We start from the raw sequence: 18,611 nt of genomic DNA, 5'->3' as shown, positions 1-18,611 counted from the left end.
TTTCATTCTTGTCGGGGATTGCCACCAGTGAGGCCAGGTGGATTGCACAGACGGAAATCGCTGAAGAAGGGGGCAGTCCCCCCGAGCAGCCCCCAAGCTTGAAGACGAATTCAAGCTTGGGGAACTACGTATGTGTGGGGTGCGTCCTCCAGGTAGAACGCAGCCCTTGGTGCAAGGGCTGACTCTAGGAGGGTTGGTATCCAGGTTGCAGCTGGATTCCACGCTGCAATTGGCTCTGTTCTCAAGCTTTTCCAGCGGCTGGCAGGGCGGGGCTGCCGGATGCTCTTGCCTGCTCCTGACTGATTTGACGGACTACCAGCAGCATGCACAAGGCTGAAACAATAATGCAGGGAATTGCCGAGCTGATGACGCCAGCGGCTCCATACCCCTGGCTAAGCAACATGCCTGCAAGGGTTGGACCCAGCGTTGCGCCGATACGGCCAACGGCTGCAGCGGTGCCGATGCCAGTGGCACGTACGGAAGTAGGGTAGACAATACCGCCAAAGGCATACAAGACGCCCTGGCAACCAATCACAAACGCACCTGTCAGTGCGGCGGCCCAATACATCTGCGTCAGGCCGGATGCGGCGTTCAGGCTTAACAAACCAGCCAGAATACCGCCGTACATCAGCGTAATGACCAGGGCCTTCTTCCAGCGGTCGGTCAGATAGCCCAACAGGACCGTGCCCACGGTTGCGCTGACCATGAACCAGAATTGGGCTGTGCTGCCTTGCTTGCGGCTAAAGCCCAGTTCCTGGAACAGGGAAGGAAGCCAGCTCAGCATCAGGTAGACCACCATCAGCGTGAAAAAATAGCTGACCCACAAGAGCAGGGTGCGGGTGGCCAGACCATTGCTGAACAGATCCTGGAAGCGCCCTTGAACGACAGCAGGGCTTTGTCGAGCCTGCAGGAACTCGCGTGATTCGGGCAGGAACCATACCATGACAGGAATAACCAGCAGGGGGAGCAGGCCGCCCAGATAGAAGATGTTTTTCCAGTTTTCACCAAAGTTGGAGGCGGCGACCAGTGACAGAATGGCGGCCCCAACAGGCATGCCGGCATACATCATGCCCACTGCACGGGCACGGTGTTCTGGTTTGACGGATTCGGCAGCCAGCGTAATCAGATTGGGCATGGCCGCGCCCAGACCGGCTCCAGCCAGAAAGCGCACCATCAACAGGATGGCCAGGCTATTGACCCAGGCAGTGAACAGGGTAAACAGGGCAAAGATGGCGACCGAGGCAATCAGCACGGCCTTGCGACCGTATTTATCGGCCCAGCGCCCGCCCATCAGCGAACCGGGCAGCAGCCCCAGAATGCCTGCACTTAGAAAATAACCTTGGTAGGTTTTATCCAGACCAAACTCTGCTGCTACGCCTTTCACGGCAATACCAGCGGCCTGGATGTCCATGCCTTCGATAACGGCGATCAGAAAGCAGATCGCCACGGTAATGACCGCATGTCTGCGGCCGTGAGTATGTGTCATTGCTATGTCTCCTCGGTTGACCGGGACGTTTTTCTTGTTGCTTCTGCCCCCTGCCCGCCCCGAATTCAGGGTGCAGAAACCCGCTCACTGCGCGGCAAGATAGTGGTGAGCGGGGGTAGAACTTTTTTTAGAGTCTCGGAATCAGGCTGTGGCGCCTTGGCGCTGCAGCAAATCCAGGGCCACGTCCACAATCATGTCTTCCTGTCCGCCCACCATGCGGCGTTTGCCCAGTTCGACCAGAATGTCCACGACTTTCAGCCCGTACTTGTTGGCTGCGGCTTCGCTGTGGCGCAAGAAGCTGCTGTAGACACCGGCGTAACCCAGGGCCAGGGTTTCACGGTCTACACGGACCGGGCGATCCTGCAGGGGGCGCACAATGTCGTCGGCGGCATCCATCAGGGTGTACAGATCGGTGCCATGGTTCCAGCCCATGCGCTCGGCAGCCGCAATAAAGACTTCCAGCGGTGCATTGCCGGCACCTGCGCCCATGCCTGCCAGGCTGGCATCAATGCGGTCGCAGCCTTCTTCAACGGCCACAATGCTGTTGGCCACGCCCAGGGACAGGTTGTGGTGGGCGTGAATGCCGGTCTGGGTTTCAGGCTTGAGTACATCCTTGAAGGCCCGGAAGCGTTCGCGCACATCGTTCATGTTCAAGGCACCGCCCGAGTCCACCACATAGCAGCAGGTCGCCCCGTAGCTTTCCATCAGCTTGGCCTGTTCGGCCAAATGCTGCGGACTGGTCATGTGGCTCATCATCAAAAAGCCGGCGGCATCCATGCCCAGCGAGCGGGCGTATTCGATGTACTGCTTGCTGACGTCCGCTTCCGTACAGTGCGTGGCAACGCGTACGATGCGTGCGCCGGCGTCGTAGGCGGCTTTCAGATCATGAATGGTGCCAATGCCCGGCAGCAGCAAGGTGGCAATCTTGGCGTGCTGCACGACCGAGGCCACTGCCTCGATCCACTCCAGATCAGAGTGCGCCCCAAAGCCGTAGTTGAAGCTGGAGCCGCACAGCCCGTCGCCGTGGGCCACTTCAATCGAGTCCACCTTGGCCTGGTCCAGGGCACGGGCAATGTCGATGGCGTTCTGCACGCTGTACTGGTGACGCACGGCGTGGCTGCCGTCGCGCAAGGTCACATCGGAAATAAACAGTTTTTTTTGTGGATCGTGTGCCATGTTCGTGTCCTTGCTAATCATGCGGCCTGCGTCAGCAAGCGGGTTTGTGCCAGACGCTCGGCACAGGCCAGGGCGGTGCTGGTCATGATGTCCAGATTGCCTGCGTAAGCGGGCAGATAATGGGCCGCACCTTCCACCTCGATAAAGACCGACGTTTTCAGACCGGAGCGCAAGCCCAGACCAGGCACATTGATGGGCTGGTCTTCCCGGATCAGGTCAAATTGCACTTTTTGCTTGAGGCGATAGCCGGGCACGTAGGCCTGAACCTGGGCTGCCATAGCTTCAACCGATTGCTCGATTTCAGCCTCTTTGCCCGGATCCGTCAGGGTGTAGATGGTGTCGCGCATCAGGAGCGGGGGCTCGGCCGGGTTCAGCACAATAATGGCTTTGCCTACCTGTGCGCCGCCTACCACTTGCATGGCTTTGCTGGTGGTTTCCGTGAACTCGTCAATATTGGCGCGCGTGCCGGGACCGGCCGACTTGGACGAGATGGAGGCAATGATTTCCGCATAGTGCACGGGGGTGACTTGCGAGATGGCCGCGATGATGGGCACGGTGGCCTGTCCGCCGCAGGTCACCATATTGATGTTGGGCGCGTCCAGATTGTCTTCCAGGTTCACCACGGGCACGGTGTACGGGCCAATGGCGGCAGGCGTCAGGTCAATCACCTTGATGCCGTGTTCTTGCAGCAGCGCATTGTGGCGGGCATGGGCTCCAGCACTGGTGGCATCGAACACAATACGAATGTCCTGGAAGTTGGGCAGCTTCAACAGCCCTTCAATACCTTCATGGGTGGTGGGCACGCCCAGCCGTGCCGCACGGGCCAGGCCGTCCGAGCTGGGGTCGATACCGACCATGGCACCCATGCTCAGGTATTTGCTTTGGCGCAGTACCTTGATCATCAGGTCGGTGCCGATATTGCCCGAGCCAATAATGGCGACGGCAATTTTGGGGTTTGTCATGTGTGTTACTCCGAACAAAGAGGACTTAGCCTGCGCTGAAGGTGACCGATACCGAGCCTATGCCCTCGATCACGGCTTCAAAGTGATCGCCGCTGGCCACCGGCGCCATGGGGCCCAGAGCGCCGGTCAGAATGACATCCCCGGCCTTGAGCGGATCACCCAGTTTGGCCAGGGTGCGGGCCAGCCAGGCGGCTGCATTAAAGGGGTGGCCCAGGCACTCGGCACCACTGCCGCTGGAGGCCGCTTCGCCATTACGCAGCAGAGTCATGCGGGCGGCGCGCAGGTCCAGACCATCCAGGCGGCGAGCGGGTCCGCCCAGCACATACAGGCCGCTGGAGGCGTTGTCGGCCACGGTATCGACAAAGCGGATGTCCCAGTTTTCGATGCGGCTGCCCACAATTTCCAAAGAAGGCATGACCCAGCCTACGGCGGTGGCGACATCCGCAAAGCTGGTGTCGGCGTGGGGCAGGTCGCGCTCCAGAATCAGGGCGATTTCGGCCTCGATCTTGGGCTGCAATACACGTTCGAAGGGGACGGTGTCGCCATCGCCATAGGCCATGTCGGCAAACAGGGCGCCGAAGTCGGGCTGGTCCACGCCCAACTGCTTTTGCACTTTGGGGTTGGTCAGGCCGATCTTGCGGCCCGTCAGGCGGCGTCCCTGCGCTACGCCACGAGCAATATTGATACGCTGGATGTCGTAGGCGGCCTGGGCATTGTCTTCACCGATCAGAGCGCGGATCGGCTCAATGGCCTGACCGCTGTGTTCGGCCTGGCGCAGGCGAGCAGCCAGCGTGTCCAGCAGTTCAATGGATGATTCGCTCATCTCAACGCTCCAGGAAGTCCAGCACCAGCTGGTTGAACTTCTCGGCATGTTCCCATTGCGCCCAGTGGCCGCATTGGTTGTAGACGTGCAGCTCGGAGTTCGGGATACCCGCCAGCAAGCGCAGGCCGGTGTCAAAAGGAACGACACGGTCCTGACGTCCCCAGATGATCAGGGTGGGGGCGGTGATGCTGGGCAGGCGCGGGCTGAAATCGGGGAACTGGCGCGGGTTGGCTTCCAGGGATTTCAGGAAGTTTTCCAGGTGATCCTTGCGGCTGAGCATATTGTTCAGACGGGCTTGCAGCAGTTCTTCGGTCAGGACGCTGGCATCGAACACAAAGACATTGTTAAAGCGCTTCAGGTTTTCCAGCGTAGGTTCGCGGTACAGGCCGTTCAGCAGCTTGATGCCTTCGCTGGGCATGGGGGTGAACAGGCTCATGCCACCTGTGCCGCCGCCCATCAGAACCAGTTTGGCCACGCGTTCGGGCCAGGTCAGGGCAAAGGCCACCGAGCTATGTCCGCCCATGGAGTTGCCCAGCATGTGAATCTTGGCTATGCCCAACTGGTCGATGATGCTTTTGACGACACGGGCATTCAAATCCGAGCGCGAACCGCTGTTGACGATGGAGTCGCTCTTGCCCCAGCCGGGGCAGTCAATCAGCAAGACGCGATAGCCAGCCTGGGTCAGGGGTTCGATATTGCGGTTGAAGTTGGCCCAACCGGTTGCACCGGGGCCCGAGCCGTGCAGCATGACGACGGTCTGTTCGCCCTGGCCCAGATCGTTGTAGTGAATGCGCAGTTCCTTGCCTTCCTCGACCACGGTCGCGAAACGGCTGTAATCAGCTTCATTAAGACTCATGACAATCTCCTGATGTTTTGTTGTGGTGGATTTCAGTTCTTGCTGGGATGGGCGGACAAGCCGCCAAAACCGGCAATCCACTCGGGAATTTCGCGGTAGTAGCGATGGCCTGCTTCGTAAGGGCCATAGGCCGACAGCCCGGCAAAGGCGGCTACCCAGGTTTTGACTTCGTGGGCGCTGCGGCCTGCCAGAGCGGAGACCTCGTCGTTGGCGACCTCATCGAGCTGGGCATAGCGCTGCGTTTGCAGCAGATCCAGAAAGTTCTGGTCCCATTCGGGGTTGAGCGGATGCAGCACCGAGGGGTCCTGGGTGAAAGCCTTGCCAGCATCAATCGTGCGCTGGGTGCGAGCGGCACGGGCTTCGGGCGACAGGGTGTAGCCTTCGCCATCCAGGGAGCGGCGCACGGGTTCGGGCGCTTCGGCGTAAACGGGCACGGGGGGCTGATGTGACAGGCCGCCGGAACCCAGCCACAGCACGCGTTTTCCGGTAGAACGGGCCCATTGACCGATGGCTTCACCCAGCAGGCGTGCACGCTTGAACGTGGGCAGGGGGGCCGCTACCGAGTTGATGAACACCGGAATAACCGGGTACTGATCCAGACTGCCTACCAGATGCTCCAGCGGATAGGCAGCACCGTGATCGACCTGCATATCGTGTGAAATCGCCACATCCACACCGCTATTGATGACATGGGTGGCGCAGTCGGTAGCCAGCTCAAAAGGCACGTTCAAGCGCCCGGCCAGACTGCCAAAATCCCCAATCGCATGGGCACCTGTGCCGATACAAAAGCTGGGCATGACGTTATAGAAAAAACCATTGAAGTGATCGGGCGTGAACAGCACGATCAAATCCGGTTTGAAGGCGGCAATGCGCTCGCGGGCGGCTTTTTGTACCGCAAAGACTTCGTCCAGCACGGCCTGTGCCGGGTCGTGATGACCCAGCAAGGGGGTGTGCGATAAGCACTCCAGATGTGCCTGCATCCCGGTCTCCTGTTTTATGAGTGTGAAGGGGCCGCGACGCATGGAGCCGCGGCTTGTGCGGCAAGCGCAAGGCTCGCCCCCTGTTTGGCCAGATTGCGCAGGGCCTGGGTGGTATCGGCCCAGACCTCCAATGGCAAGATGGCTCTTTGTTCAATCAATTCCTTCAAGGGACGCATGTCGCGACCTTGGTTGACGGTGATGGCGCCACAGATGGCACCTTCCGGGTCCAGGCCGATCAGCACGAACGGTGTTTGCTCCAGTGAGCCACGCAGGACCCAGTGGGCCGCCTGCATCTCGCCGGCGAATTGAATGTTCAGGTCGCATTGGTCGGTCCAGAACCAGGAGGGAGTGGCTTGGGCGGGTTCCTGGTTTAGCATGTGGCACACAGCCATCACGGCCTGGCGGTTGGCGTTCTCCCAGGTTTCCTGCCGCTGCCAGCGGCCATCCAGTCCGATCTGAACGGTGGTGTCGCCGGCAGCATAAATGCCTGGGCAGGAACTGCGGCCATGCTCATCAATGACCACGGCGCCTTGCTCGGTATTTAGCCCGGCACTGTCAGCCAGGCGGGTGTCTATGGTGACGCCTACGCCGTAAATCAGCAGATCACCCTGCAGCGTCTTGCCGTTGCTGAGTGTCAAAGCAATTTTTTGTTCAGCTTCAAGGCTTGCATGCTCGACATGGGTGCCCAGATGAACGTGGACGCCGCGCGCTTGATGGACGCCGAGCAAGTAATCGCTCAAGACTTCGGGAGCATTGCGCGACATGATGCGGGTGGCCGGGTCGATCAGCTCGACAGTTGCGCCCATGGCGACCAGGCTGGAGGCCAGCTCCAGACCAATCACGCCAGCCCCTACCAGCAGTGCATGACTACCGGGTTTGATCTGGGCGCGAATGCGATGGGCATCGTCCAGGGTGCGCAGCACATGCGATACAGAACCCAAGGCATCCAGTTCGGGCAGGCGTCGGGCCTGCGCACCGGTGGCCAGCAGCAGCGAGTCGTAATGCAGGCTGTCGCCATTGGACAGGCTGACCTGACGAGCTTGAGCATCAATGGCCACAGCACGTACGCCCAGTCTCAGATCGATATTCTGTTCCTGGTAGAAACTTGCGGGGTGCAGTGTCAGTTGGGCCTGTTCGGGGTTGAGCAAGGCATCCTTGGACAGCGGTGGACGCTCATAGGGTAGATGAGGCTCATCACCGACCAGCGTGATAGCGCCTTGAAAGCCACGGCTGCGCAGTTCGGCGGCTGCTGTGGTACCGGCCTGCCCAGCTCCAATAATGAGGATATGTGGTGCTTGCATCACAGCTCCAGACCGCCAGCCACATTGCGGATGCCCCGGATACCCAGGCCCGCATCAGCATTGATCATGACGCCGGTCAGCGTCTGGTTGTTCTGGCGTGATGCCAGCAGCACAAAGGGGCCGGTAAATTCTTCCGGTTCGGGGAAGAACTGCAGGGGCAGGATGGCCTTGATTGCATCGGGCGAGCGTGAGTCCATGATGCGGGTGTCTTGCTGACCCAAAGCCTGCGGTCCGCGCAGATCGGTTTTCATGCCGCAAGGGCCCACGCCATTGACGCGTACCTTGGGGGCCAGCTCGAATGCCAGTTCACGAATCAGACCGACCGCCGCGTGCTTGCTGGCGGTGTACAAAGGGCCACCGCCTTCGGCGTAGAAGGCGGAGTTGCTCAAGGTAAAGATCATGCTGCCGCAGGATTTCACCAGCTCGGCGGCAGCCGCTTTGGCCCCAAGCAGATAGCCTTTGACGTTGATGGCAAACAGCTCATCAAAGCCTTTGTCCAATTGCTCCATGCTGGTGTTGATCAGGCGTGCGCCGTGATCCCAGACAGCCGCATTGCCGATAAAGCAGTCCAGCTTGCCAAAGCGGGCCACTGTGGCAGCGACCGCTTTTTGATTGTCGGCCGCGCTGCACACGTCCCCCTGGACGGCCAGCACCTTGCCTTCAAAGTGCTGCTCCAGCTGGGCGCATTTTTCTGCCGAACGTTCCAGCACGGCCACCTTGGCCCCTTCTTTCAAAAAGCGTTCCACCAGAGCCAGGCCCAGGCCGGAGCCGCCTCCGGTGATCAGTGCGACTTCGTTTTCAAGCCAGCCTTTCATGCCTGGGCCTCCAGATCGATATAGACCATGCCTTCGCTGATGATGACCGGATAGGTACGCAGCGCTTCCGTGGCGGGCTGGCACAGTGCCGCGCCCGTTTTCAGACAGAAGCGGGCAGCGTGCAAGGGGCACTCCACGGTGCCGTCGTCCTCGACATAGCCTTCGGACATGGACGCGTTGCCGTGGGTACAGCGGTCGTCCGTGGCGTAGAAGGTGCCAGCGATATTGAACAAGGCGATCTGGCGCTCGGGGGTGTCTATCTTCAGTGCTTCGCCATCGGCCAGCGCACCGGTTTCACATGCAGTAATGCGGGTCATATCAATCAACATCGGAAAATAAGCGGGTTCAGAACAGAACGCTTAAGTTGTGGGAGGTAATGACGACCTGATCCAGAACGATTTCGCGTTCATACAGCTCCCAACCAAAGCGGTTGTCGCTGCGGCGCACGCAATCAATGCGTTTGCCGGCATACCAGGTCTCATCCCGTTCTTTCTGAGCGCGGTACAGGATGTAGTTGCTGCGGATCTCGTAGCCCTGGCCATCGCTCGTTGGGCGGATACGCAGATTGCTCACAAAGTGACGGGTGCGGGAGGGTGGCTCTTCCGCCCAGGCCATGCCGGTTTCCAGACGTGCAACGCGGCGCTCCAGCTGGAACTTGTTGTCGTTGAAGATCCAGGTGCTCGGTGGCTGCACACTGCGCCGACGATCGCGGGTTTGCGCATTGGTCGTGCTGCGCATGTGGTAGTGCACATCCTCGGACAGCAGGTCCAGCCAGTCACGGAACTGCCAGTCATCCAGCAGTTCGGCTTCCTGGTACAAAAAGTCGGCAATCTCGTGATGCAGCTGCATGTCGACGATGGCCGCTTGAGTCGGCTCTTGAATGACGGCGCTCATTTCACCAGCTCCTCTTCGTAGGCACGGCTGCGTTCCAGTACTTCATCCCAGGTTTCGGACACCATCAGGTCGGCCCAGTACTTGTACAGGCCACGGGCGGCGGTCTCGGAGAAGATGTAATTGGTCACACCGGGTACGCCATCGCTGCGCAGCCCTTCGTTACCCAAGCCCATTTCCATGCACAGTTGCGTGCCGCGAGCGCGTTTGCCACGCAGGATTTTCTGGATTTCAGCCCAGTTCTCGGAGTCGTCCTGTTCCAGGAAACCGGCGGGACCGAAGGCGCGGGTAGCGCTGCGCTCGAAGGCGGCTTTTACATCGTCGGGAGCGGCGGCATCGGCAATGCAAAAGGCCCAGACTTCTACCTGATTGGGGCCACGGGGATGCCAGACGCGCAGCGTGGCGGTGCCGTTCAACCAGCTCAGGGTAGGGAACATATTGTTGTGGCCGGCCAGGCGCAGGGCGCGGACTTCACCCAGGCGTTCGTGGGCTTCGGCATAGGTGTCGCGGAAGTACTGAGAGACTTCACCGTCCACCCACACGTTGGCGTCGGGCTGCTCGGTAAAGAAGAAGCCACTGCCATGGCCGCGCTGGCCGTACTGGACGGCGTCCTTGGCGGTTTCCCAAACCGGGCGTGCGGTTTGTCCGGCGCCCAGAGCCTTGTCCTCGTCACCGGGTTTCTGGCCCAGCACTTGCACGGCAGAGGCGTGCGAGAACAGGGCGTGATACTGGTCAGAGGCAAACTGTTCGGCGGGGAATTTCCAGTTGCATTCGATGGTCCATTTCTGAACACCACCGATGATTTCAGTGCCGCCTTCGCGTCGGTCCAGCACACCGTCCAGGTACCAGGCAATGTCGCCCATGTACTCTTCCAGATCAGGCGCTGTGGCGTCCCAATTGCCAAAGACCAGGCCTTTGTATACTTTGACGCGGGTTACTTCCTGCAGGCCCCACTTTTCCTTGCACAAGCCTTGCGGATAAGCGCGCGGCTCCAGCGGTACATCCACCAGATCGCCGTTGGTGCCGTAGCTCCAGCCGTGGTAAGGACAGGTAAAGGCTTTGGTGTTGCCTGAGTCTGCATAAGACACGCGCATGGAGCGGTGTCGGCATTGGTTCAGAAAGGCCTTGATCGAGCCGTCTTTCTGACGAACCACGATGATCGGGTCCTCGCCCATATAGGTATTGAAGAAGTCTCCCGCTTTGGGAATCTGGCTGGTGTGGCACAAGAACAGCCAGGTGCGGCCAAAGATGCGCTCCAGCTCCAGCTCATAAATATCCGGGTCGGTGTAAATGGAGGGGGTGACGCGTCCATTACGTGCATCGACCAAGGCTTCGATTTTTTCAGGGTTGATTCCCATCGTTTGCTCCTCGCTATTGCAATGCGTGCTTTTGCAAAACAGGTTTTTGTCGCTAGCGGCAAAATGTAGAAGCTTGAAATGAATCCGACCAATACTTGCTTTAGATCGGGTGATCGGCAAACCCGATAAGTCCCTCTAAAACCCCTTGCTTGCATGTGGGTTTCGGTTTCAGGCCAGTATTGATGCGGCTTTGGCGACACCTAGGGTTTACGCTAGCTATGATTGCTGCGCTGCAGCATTGAAGATTGGGTCTGCTTTTCAGGGCGTGGGAGCGGCGACAATAGTGCCTAAAAGAAAGGCTTGTTTTGGTCCTCACAGCAGGCTTCGTCCAACGCTGTGCGGGTACGTTCCGGGCAGGGAACGATCAATTTGACAGGAGACAAACTTGGAGTTGCGACACTTGCGTTACTTCGTTGCAGTCGCGGAAGAGTTGAATTTCACCCGTGCTGCCGAGCGGCTGTATACCTCTCAACCCTCCTTGAGCGAGCAGATCCGAAATCTGGAAGAAGAGATCGGTTATCCCTTGCTGAACCGCACGCGCCGTAAAGTCGAATTGACCGAAGCAGGTGTGATTTTTCTGGATGACGCGCGCGAGATCCTGCACAAGGTGGAGGAGGCCGTACAGCGGGCCGGCAAGGCGGCCTCGCAGGCGCGGGAAGTGCTGACGATAGGCTTTGTGCCCGCGGCCGAGGTGCGTATCTTTCCAGCAGTGCTGCCCGCTTTTCGTGCAGCCTTTCCTCAGGTCGATGTAGTGTTGCGCAGCCTGACTTCCAATGAGCAGGAGGGAGCCCTGGCGCGTGGCGAGCTGGACCTGGGATTCATGCGCGGCCCGGTGCGCGCCACCAATGTGTTCAGCGAAGTGGTGCTGGATGAGCCCTTGCGAGTGTATCTACCTCAGGGGCATAGCCTGGAGGCTTATAGTCTGATCCCGCCGGCACGCCTGAATCGCTTGCCCATGATTGCGGTGGATCGCTCCTATGGCCGCTCCATGCACGATGTGCTGGCCCGCTATCTGGCTCATCATAAAGTGGTGCCCGAGCACACCTATAACTCGGCCAACCCCCTGATGAGTATTAATCTGGTCGCTGCTGGCCTGGGCTATACCTTGCTGCCTACCTACGCGGAATACTTCATGCCCAAGAATGTGGTGTCGCGCCCCTTGATCGGTGGCGGCCCGCGCTGTGAATTATTGATGGCCTATCCACGAGATACAGGCTGCATGAGCGAGGCCGCGGTCAGCCTGATTGAACGTATACGGGAGCTGGCTCGCTGGCACGGTTCGGGCCCCTCGGCTGCCAGTCATTTGAAACTGGCTCCCAGCAAAATCGCCTGTATGTAGTTGCACATACAGGCGAGGGCGTTTTTCAAAACTACGGGCTCTATCTTACTGTTTGATAATGTGGATCTCGTTTGATAGTTCAGGTGTATTTATTATTGTGTCCAGAACTGGGCAGGTTCTTTCAATGAAGTTGACGAATTCCTCTATTTCTTCATCACTGTTATTGGCCTGGATATAGTATTTGCACGTAATTTTATGAAATCCCATTTTGGCCTCTTTATTGATCCCGTAGAAGCCATCTGTGTCTATTTCACCGTCCATCTCGATTTTGATGTCGATTAAGTCAATTTTTTGACTCTTTGCAAAGCTTTTTGCAGCAATGCATTTACAGGCACCAATTGCTGAAAGCAGCGCCTCCAGGGGAGTCATCCCGCCGCTGCCATTATCTCTCTTGCCGGGTTCATCCAGAACAATGGAAAAATCCCTGGAAGTGCATTCAATCTTTAGTTGGTCTATTAACGTTGCGGTTGCAGAAAAAACATGGATGCTCATGGCTGTTCCTTTTGCTTATAGCTTGTTAATTGGCTAATGATTCCAGGCTTCTGTCTCTTTTTTAAAATTGGATATGGGTGTGCTTTAGTGTGCTCCGGTGGGAGCGTGCGGCGCTTTTGGGCTTGAAAGGTAGTTTATATATTTTTTTTGGCTGCGGCATTTATTTTGAAAATTAGCTGCCTAAGCTAATAACTGCCTGGTATGGCACGAGCTGCTGCTTGCAGACTCGGCAACGGCACTGGCTATTGCTTCCAATAGGTTATGGTGCTGGCGTTGCCGGTCCTTGGTTCAGGGACTGTCGCTGTCCTATTTATTTATCTTCTACAAAGCGCATGCGAAAGCGTCGGCCTTTGATGTTGGCGTTGGCAATTCGGTCAAAGTATTGACGTGCAATCTTGCGGTCCAGCGCCACGTAGGAACGGGCATCGGTAATCGCAATCTTGCCAACCTGCTCGCCTTTCAGGCCCACATCGCGGGTCAGGGCACCAAGCAGGTCGCCGGGGCGCAGCTTGTCTTTTTTGCCACCCTGAATTTCCAGCGTCATCATGGGTGCGCGCAGCGGCTCTTTGGACTGAGGGCGCAAGCCTTTCAGATTGCTCCATTTCACTTCGCTGCCCTGGAACTCCTCGATCAACTTCACCCAGCGCTGTTCGCTGCGCGAGACCAGATTCAGGGCCAGGCCTTTCTGATCACCCCGGCCGACCCGACCCACGCGATGGATATGCACTTCGCTGTCTTTGGTGACGTCTACGTTGATGACGGCCCCCAGATTCTGAATGTCCAAACCGCGTGACGCCACATCGGTCGCGACCAGCACGGCACAGCTCTGGTTGGAGAACTGCACCAGAATCTCGTCGCGATCACGTTGTTCCAGGTCGCCGGTCAGAGCCAGGGCCTGGATGCCTTCGGATCGCAGTTCTTCCACCACTTCCTGGCAACGCATCTTGGTGTTGCAGAAAATCAGGGTAGAGGCGGGGCGGAAGTGCTCCAGCAGGGTCACCACGGCAGATAGACGTTGCTCAGGGTGAACTTCATAAAAGATCTGTTCGATCTGGCTGGCATCGTGCAGCGCTTCCACTTTGACTTCTGCAGGGTTTTTCAGAAAGCGGGCGCTGAGCTTGCGGATATTTTCCGGATAAGTGGCGGAGAACAGCAGGGTTTGACGGCGGGGTGGGCAGTGCGAGGCAATGGCCACGATGTCATCGTGAAAGCCCATATCCACCATGCGGTCGGCTTCGTCCAGGACCAATGTTTTCAGGGCGGACAAGTCCAGATTGCCGCGCTCCAGATGGTCCTGAATACGGCCCGGCGTTCCCACCACCACGTGCGCACCATTGCGCAAGGCTTCGGTTTGCGGACGTGAAGGCACACCACCGCACAAAGTCAGCATGCGCACGTTAGGAATCTGGCGGGCCAGACGACGCAGTTCCGTGGTGACCTGATCGGCCAGCTCGCGCGTGGGGCAGATCACCAGGGCTTGCGGAGTCAGCTTGCTGGGGTTGAGGGTTTGCAACAGACCCAGGCCAAACGCGGCGGTTTTGCCGCTGCCGGTCTTGGCTTGGGCGATCAGGTCGCGGCCTTGCAGAATCAAGGGCAGGCTTTGTTCCTGAATGGCCGTCATTTTTTCAAAACCCAGGCTATCCAGGGTTTCAAGCAAGGCGGGCAGAAGGGGAAGGGTACTGAAAGAGGTATGGGGCACGATGGGTGACATCAAAAAGGACTGCAAAATAAAGGATTTAGCGACAGTTTACCGTTTGCGGGCCGATCGCTGGGAAATAGAAGGCGGGGAAGATGGTTGGCTGTTGACAAGCAAGCAAGCAAGCAAGCAAGCAGGGCAGGCAGTGCAGGGGGCTCCTGCGATTTACTGGTTTTCTTGCAAGGCCTGGCGGGGGTGACAGTCCAGGCCAGGGTTCATAGGCCTGCGCTTTATAAACAAACTTCAGGGTAGATGCCGCTACCGCCTTCTGGATCAAGAAATAATTCAAACAAAAAGGGGCTGCTGATGCCGCCCCTTGTTTTTATAACGTGCTGTGCAGGCTGGAAAAAGCTTATGCCTTGCGCGACGCCCCCAGGCGTTCTGACAGGCGATTAGCCAGCTTGCGCATGGCTTCACCGGCACGGCGCTGGGCTGCTTCATCGGCTTCCTGGGTCAGCAAGCTGACGGCCACTCCGGCCACGGCAGCGCGGTTATTGGAATCAAACACGGCAGCTCCAAAGCAGTGCATACCGTCGCGTACGCCACAGGCGTCCACGGAGTATCCCAGGCGCTGCACATCGTTCAATTCCACCATCAAGTCTTCCTTGCTGCGCGGGCCATGCACGGTAAGCGGTTCGGGCCAGGGGTGATTCAAGGCCTGCTCCAGCTCCGATCCCGGCAAGGTGCTGAGCATGGCTTTGCCGGTAGCGGTATAGACCGCAGGCAAGCGCATCCCCGCACGGAAGGTGAAACCCAGCGGGCGGGTTCCGTTACGGCAGGCAATGTAGACCACGTCTTCGCCATCCAGAATGGACAGGGTGATGGTCTCTTCAGGCAGGACGCGCATATCGTCCCAAGCGGCAAAAAACTCCTGCGTCAGATCCAGCTGAGACAGGAAGGCATTGGCCCAGCCCATCACGTGTGTACCCAGGGTGAAACTGCCATTTTCCAGCTTACGGATCAGGTGCAGATCCAGCAAGGTGGTGCACAGACCATACAAGGAACTTTTGGGCATACCCAGGCGTTTGACCAGGTCCGTAAATGACAGGGGCTCCGGCGAGGCCGCCAATTCGTCCAGTACGGTGACTGCACGTACTACAGCCGGAACCAGTTTCTTCTCTTCCACTACGACTAACTCCATAACGACACACAGGAAGTCCAATAAGCCCGGATGGACAGGGCTGAACTCTGGGAACAGGGGCAGGGTTCTGTCAGCACAGCCAGAAGCATCTCATAGGGCAATCAGCCCATAGACCAGGCGTACAGGCCCTGAATTAGGCCAGATTTGCTGTCGGGATGCCAACTCTACATTGTGCCTTCAAATGCCCCAAAACAAAAAATACGGCGACTGATGTTCTACGGGTAAACCCGTAAGCCGATTCGTTGACGTCGCGATTTTTCGGCTCCTATAATTCTACCAAGTTCACTATAAGAGAAACAGGTTCAGCATAATGAACAATATCGCGGCATCATTGATTAGCAAACTGAAGGATCCCAGCCTGGCAAAAGATCAGTCCTGGACCGCTCAGGGTTGGGTCTCGGCAGGCGATGGCAATACCTTCGCCGTTCTTAATCCTGCTACGGGTGAGTGCCTGGCCAATGTCGCCAGCCTGGCCACAGCGGAAATCGAAGCGGTCATCAGCGATGCTGAAGTGGCCCAGCGCGAGTGGAAGGCACGTAGCGGGCACGAGCGTGCCAAGCTGTTGCGCGCCTGGTTCGATGCGCTGGTTGCCAACGCGGACGACCTGGCCACCATCATGACCATGGAACAGGGCAAGCCCTGGGCCGAGGCTCGTGGTGAAGTGCTGTACGCCGCTTCCTTTGTGGAATGGTTCAGCGAAGAAGCCAAGCGTGTATATGGCGACGTGGTCGGCCACCCTCAAGCGGACAAACGCATTGTGGTGGTCAAGCAGCCTGTCGGTGTGTGCGCTGCCATCACTCCCTGGAACTTCCCTGCGGCCATGATTACCCGCAAGGTAGCGCCAGCTTTGGCCGCCGGTTGCAGCATTATTGTTCGTCCTGCCGACCTGACTCCCCTGACCGCCCTGGCGCTGGCCGTACTGGCCGAGCGCGTGGGTATCCCTGCTGGTGTGTTCCAGTTGGTCACCGGTCAATCCCGTGTGGTGGGCGCCGCTCTGACGGAAAGCCCCATTGTGCGCAAGCTGTCCTTTACCGGCTCCACCGAAGTGGGTCGTTTGTTGATGGCGCAGTGTGCTCCAACCATCAAGCGTCTGTCGCTGGAACTGGGTGGTAATGCTCCATTCATCGTGTTTGACGATGCGGACCTGGACGCCGCCATCGAAGGCGCCATGGCCTCCAAGTACCGCAACAGCGGTCAGACTTGTGTGTGTGCCAACCGCTTCCTGGTGCAAGACGGTATTTACGATCGCTTTGCCAAAGCCCTGAGCGAACGGGTTGCTGCCCTGAAAGTGGGCAACGGTATGGAAGAGGGCGTGGAGCAAGGTCCGCTGATCGAGCAAAAAGCCGTCAATCGTTTGCGCGAATTGATTGATGACGCCGTTGAAAATGGCGCCAGCGTTCTGCAAGGTGGCCAGCCTCATCCTCTGGGCGGTACCTACTTCTCGCCCACCGTGCTGGGTGATGCAACACCGGCCATGCGCGTGGCCCGTGAAGAATTGTTTGGCCCTGTGGCGCCGTTGTTCCGCTTCAAAGACGAAGCTGAAGCGATCGCGATGGCCAATGACACCGAATATGGTCTTGCTGCCTACCTGTTCACCCGCGACAACGCACGTGCCTGGCGCATGGGCGAAGCGCTGGAGTACGGCATGGTTGGCGTCAATACCGGTTTGATTTCCAACGAAGTGGCTCCCTTTGGTGGCGTCAAACAATCCGGTCTGGGTCGCGAAGGCTCCCGTTACGGAATCGACGAGTACCTGGAAATCAAATACATGTGCCAGCAGCTGTAAGTTGATACATGCCCGCGCCCAGCGCAGCGAAGGGGGCCGCTCTTATATATAGAGCGCCCCATCAGCAGAACCCCACAATAAGCTAAATAAAGGAGACGCTATGTCTATCCTGTCTGCAACCCCACGAAAATTGACTTTGGCCCTGACACTGGCCACCGCCGGCCTGATGGCCAGCACGACTGCCAACGCTGATGATGTCAAACCCATCAAGATTGGTGTGGTGACTTTCTTGTCCGGCGCCGCTTCCGGTCCTTTTGGCGTTCCAGCCAAAAATGCCGCTGAACTGACAGCTGCCCAATTGAATGAAGGTAAAGTACCTGCCCCTTACAACACCAAGGGTCTGGGTGGCGCACCGATTGAACTGGTTTTCATTGACGAGAACGGCGGCACCGCCAAACAGGTCAGCGAATACCGCAACCTGGTTCAGCAACAGAACGTGGACATCGTGGTTGGCTACATCTCCTCGGGTGATTGCCTGGCCGTGGCCCCCGTTGCTGAAGAGCTGAAAAAACTGACGTTGATTTTCGACTGCGGTACACCTCGCCTGTTTGAAGATGCCAGCTACCAGTATGTCTTTCGTCCTGTGGCCCACGCCACCATGGACAACGTGGCTGCTGCCCGCTTTGTGCTGGAGCGCAACCCCGAGTTGAAGAGCTACGCCGGTATCAACCAGAACTACGCCTGGGGTCAGGACGCCTGGCACGACTTTGAAGGCACACTGCAAGCCCTCAAGCCCGGTGTAGAAGCCAAGACCTCGCAAATGCCCAAGCTGGGCGCTGGTCAGTACAACGCCGAAATCTCGTCCTTGATGGCTGCCCGTCCTGAAGTGATTCACTCCAGCTTCTGGGGTGGTGATCTGGAAGGCTTCGTGGTGCAGGCTCTGCCACGCGGTCTGTTCCGCAACACCCTGACCGTGCTGACCGCCGGTGAAACGGCAACACACCGTGCCAATAACCAGATCCCGACCGGCACCATCATCGGTGCTCGTGGCCCACACGCTGCTTTCGCTCCTGACAATGAATTGAACCGTTGGTTGCGTGCCAGCTACCGCGAACAGTTCAATGCAGATCCTAGCTACCCGTCCTACAAGATGACGCAAACTCTGCTGGGTCTGAAAGCGGCTTACGAAAAAGCCCAGGCTGCCAACGAAGGCAAAACCCCTTCCACCGAACAAGTGGTTACTGCATTCGAGCACCTGACCTTCGAGAGCCCATCGGGCGACGTGACCATGTCCTTGGGTAAAGGCCACCAGGCTGTTCAAGGTACGACCTTGGGCGTGGTGAAAAACGATAAAGGCGTGATCAGCTACACCGACTTGCGTCACTTCAAACCTGAAGAAGTCACTCCACCCGAAGGCGTGAAGTCTATCGACTGGATCAAGGGCGGTTTGAAGCACTAAGTTGAGCAAGTGTCCCGCAAGGGACGCTGCCCTGAAAATCCGGGCATGCAAGATCTTGTTTTGCATGTCCGGTTTTTACCGCTAGGCCACGCCAAGGTAAAAGCTTCTTC

17 protein-coding genes are annotated in these 18,611 nt (G+C 58.1%); 3 read left to right on the top strand and 14 right to left on the bottom strand.

The features are described from left to right. Window positions 1-241: 241 nt before the first annotated feature. The 11 genes from mhpT to hcaE form a co-directional block, all read right to left on the bottom strand. Window positions 242-1,486, bottom strand: a complete 1,245-nt coding sequence (gene mhpT, locus M2Q46_RS07865; RefSeq protein WP_302356998.1) for a 3-(3-hydroxy-phenyl)propionate transporter MhpT — start codon at window positions 1,484-1,486, stop codon at window positions 242-244. 141 nt (window positions 1,487-1,627) lie between these two features. Beyond that, window positions 1,628-2,662 carry a 4-hydroxy-2-oxovalerate aldolase gene (gene dmpG / locus M2Q46_RS07860; protein WP_031232697.1) on the bottom strand — a complete coding sequence of 345 codons (1,035 nt, stop codon included), beginning with the start codon at window positions 2,660-2,662 and terminating at the stop codon, window positions 1,628-1,630. Window positions 2,663-2,679: 17 nt separating this feature from the next. Continuing rightward, a complete protein-coding gene (locus M2Q46_RS07855; protein ID WP_203145562.1) occupies window positions 2,680-3,624 on the bottom strand; it encodes an acetaldehyde dehydrogenase (acetylating) in 945 nt (314 codons plus the stop codon). 25 nt (window positions 3,625-3,649) lie between these two features. Further along, window positions 3,650-4,447, bottom strand: a complete 798-nt coding sequence (gene mhpD / locus M2Q46_RS07850) for a 2-keto-4-pentenoate hydratase (protein ID WP_115633973.1) — start codon at window positions 4,445-4,447, stop codon at window positions 3,650-3,652. Between the two features lies 1 nt (window position 4,448). After that, window positions 4,449-5,303, bottom strand: a complete 855-nt coding sequence (locus M2Q46_RS07845) for an alpha/beta fold hydrolase (RefSeq protein WP_088450650.1) — start codon at window positions 5,301-5,303, stop codon at window positions 4,449-4,451. Window positions 5,304-5,335: 32 nt separating this feature from the next. Continuing rightward, window positions 5,336-6,283 (bottom strand): 3-carboxyethylcatechol 2,3-dioxygenase, encoded by a 948-nt coding sequence (locus M2Q46_RS07840; protein WP_083053195.1) that lies wholly within the window; start codon window positions 6,281-6,283, stop codon window positions 5,336-5,338. Between the two features lie 14 nt (window positions 6,284-6,297). After that, window positions 6,298-7,584 (bottom strand): 3-phenylpropionate/cinnamic acid dioxygenase ferredoxin--NAD(+) reductase subunit, encoded by a 1,287-nt coding sequence (hcaD, locus tag M2Q46_RS07835; RefSeq protein ID WP_302356996.1) that lies wholly within the window; start codon window positions 7,582-7,584, stop codon window positions 6,298-6,300. Then, window positions 7,584-8,399, bottom strand: coding sequence for a 3-phenylpropionate-dihydrodiol/cinnamic acid-dihydrodiol dehydrogenase (gene hcaB / locus M2Q46_RS07830; RefSeq protein ID WP_060186371.1), 816 nt, complete (start codon window positions 8,397-8,399; stop codon window positions 7,584-7,586). The genes hcaD and hcaB overlap by 1 nt, the downstream gene beginning before the upstream one ends. Then, window positions 8,396-8,716, bottom strand: coding sequence for a 3-phenylpropionate/cinnamic acid dioxygenase ferredoxin subunit (gene hcaC / locus M2Q46_RS07825; protein ID WP_060186504.1), 321 nt, complete (start codon window positions 8,714-8,716; stop codon window positions 8,396-8,398). The genes hcaB and hcaC overlap by 4 nt, the downstream gene beginning before the upstream one ends. A gap of 28 nt (window positions 8,717-8,744) precedes the next feature. Beyond that, a complete protein-coding gene (gene hcaF, locus M2Q46_RS07820; RefSeq protein ID WP_009459254.1) occupies window positions 8,745-9,293 on the bottom strand; it encodes a 3-phenylpropionate/cinnamic acid dioxygenase subunit beta in 549 nt (182 codons plus the stop codon). Further along, complete coding sequence (gene hcaE, locus M2Q46_RS07815) at window positions 9,290-10,648, bottom strand: 3-phenylpropionate/cinnamic acid dioxygenase subunit alpha (protein ID WP_009459253.1); 1,359 nt, start codon at window positions 10,646-10,648, stop codon at window positions 9,290-9,292. The genes hcaF and hcaE overlap by 4 nt, the downstream gene beginning before the upstream one ends. Before the next feature lie 385 nt (window positions 10,649-11,033). On the opposite strand from hcaE, the gene M2Q46_RS07810 reads away from it, so the two are divergent. Then, window positions 11,034-11,987: a LysR substrate-binding domain-containing protein gene (locus M2Q46_RS07810; protein WP_009459251.1), complete on the top strand. Its 954-nt coding sequence runs from the start codon at window positions 11,034-11,036 to the stop codon at window positions 11,985-11,987. A gap of 45 nt (window positions 11,988-12,032) precedes the next feature. Here the strand turns inward: M2Q46_RS07810 and M2Q46_RS07805 are convergent, their stop codons facing one another. From M2Q46_RS07805 to M2Q46_RS07795, 3 genes are all read right to left on the bottom strand, one after another. Beyond that, complete coding sequence (locus tag M2Q46_RS07805; protein ID WP_203145565.1) at window positions 12,033-12,479, bottom strand: OsmC family protein; 447 nt, start codon at window positions 12,477-12,479, stop codon at window positions 12,033-12,035. A gap of 310 nt (window positions 12,480-12,789) precedes the next feature. Next, the gene (dbpA, locus tag M2Q46_RS07800; protein ID WP_302357052.1) at window positions 12,790-14,178 is read right to left on the bottom strand and encodes an ATP-dependent RNA helicase DbpA; all 1,389 of its coding nucleotides are present in this window, start codon (window positions 14,176-14,178) and stop codon (window positions 12,790-12,792) included. Between the two features lie 349 nt (window positions 14,179-14,527). Further along, window positions 14,528-15,316 (bottom strand): IclR family transcriptional regulator, encoded by a 789-nt coding sequence (locus M2Q46_RS07795; RefSeq protein WP_031232690.1) that lies wholly within the window; start codon window positions 15,314-15,316, stop codon window positions 14,528-14,530. Between the two features lie 310 nt (window positions 15,317-15,626). Here M2Q46_RS07795 and M2Q46_RS07790 point away from each other — a divergent pair, with 310 nt between their 5' ends. Further along, window positions 15,627-17,102 (top strand): NAD-dependent succinate-semialdehyde dehydrogenase, encoded by a 1,476-nt coding sequence (locus M2Q46_RS07790; protein WP_009459235.1) that lies wholly within the window; start codon window positions 15,627-15,629, stop codon window positions 17,100-17,102. Window positions 17,103-17,202: 100 nt separating this feature from the next. After that, window positions 17,203-18,501 (top strand): ABC transporter substrate-binding protein, encoded by a 1,299-nt coding sequence (locus M2Q46_RS07785; protein ID WP_302356994.1) that lies wholly within the window; start codon window positions 17,203-17,205, stop codon window positions 18,499-18,501. Window positions 18,502-18,611: the final 110 nt, after the last annotated feature.

Origin of the sequence: Alcaligenes sp. YSL9 (assembly GCF_030515105.1) — a bacterium.
GTDB classification, from domain to species: domain Bacteria; phylum Pseudomonadota; class Gammaproteobacteria; order Burkholderiales; family Burkholderiaceae_B; genus Alcaligenes; species Alcaligenes phenolicus.
The sequence above is the reverse complement of the archived record's forward strand: the minus strand, read 5'-3'. Positions and strand labels throughout refer to the sequence as shown.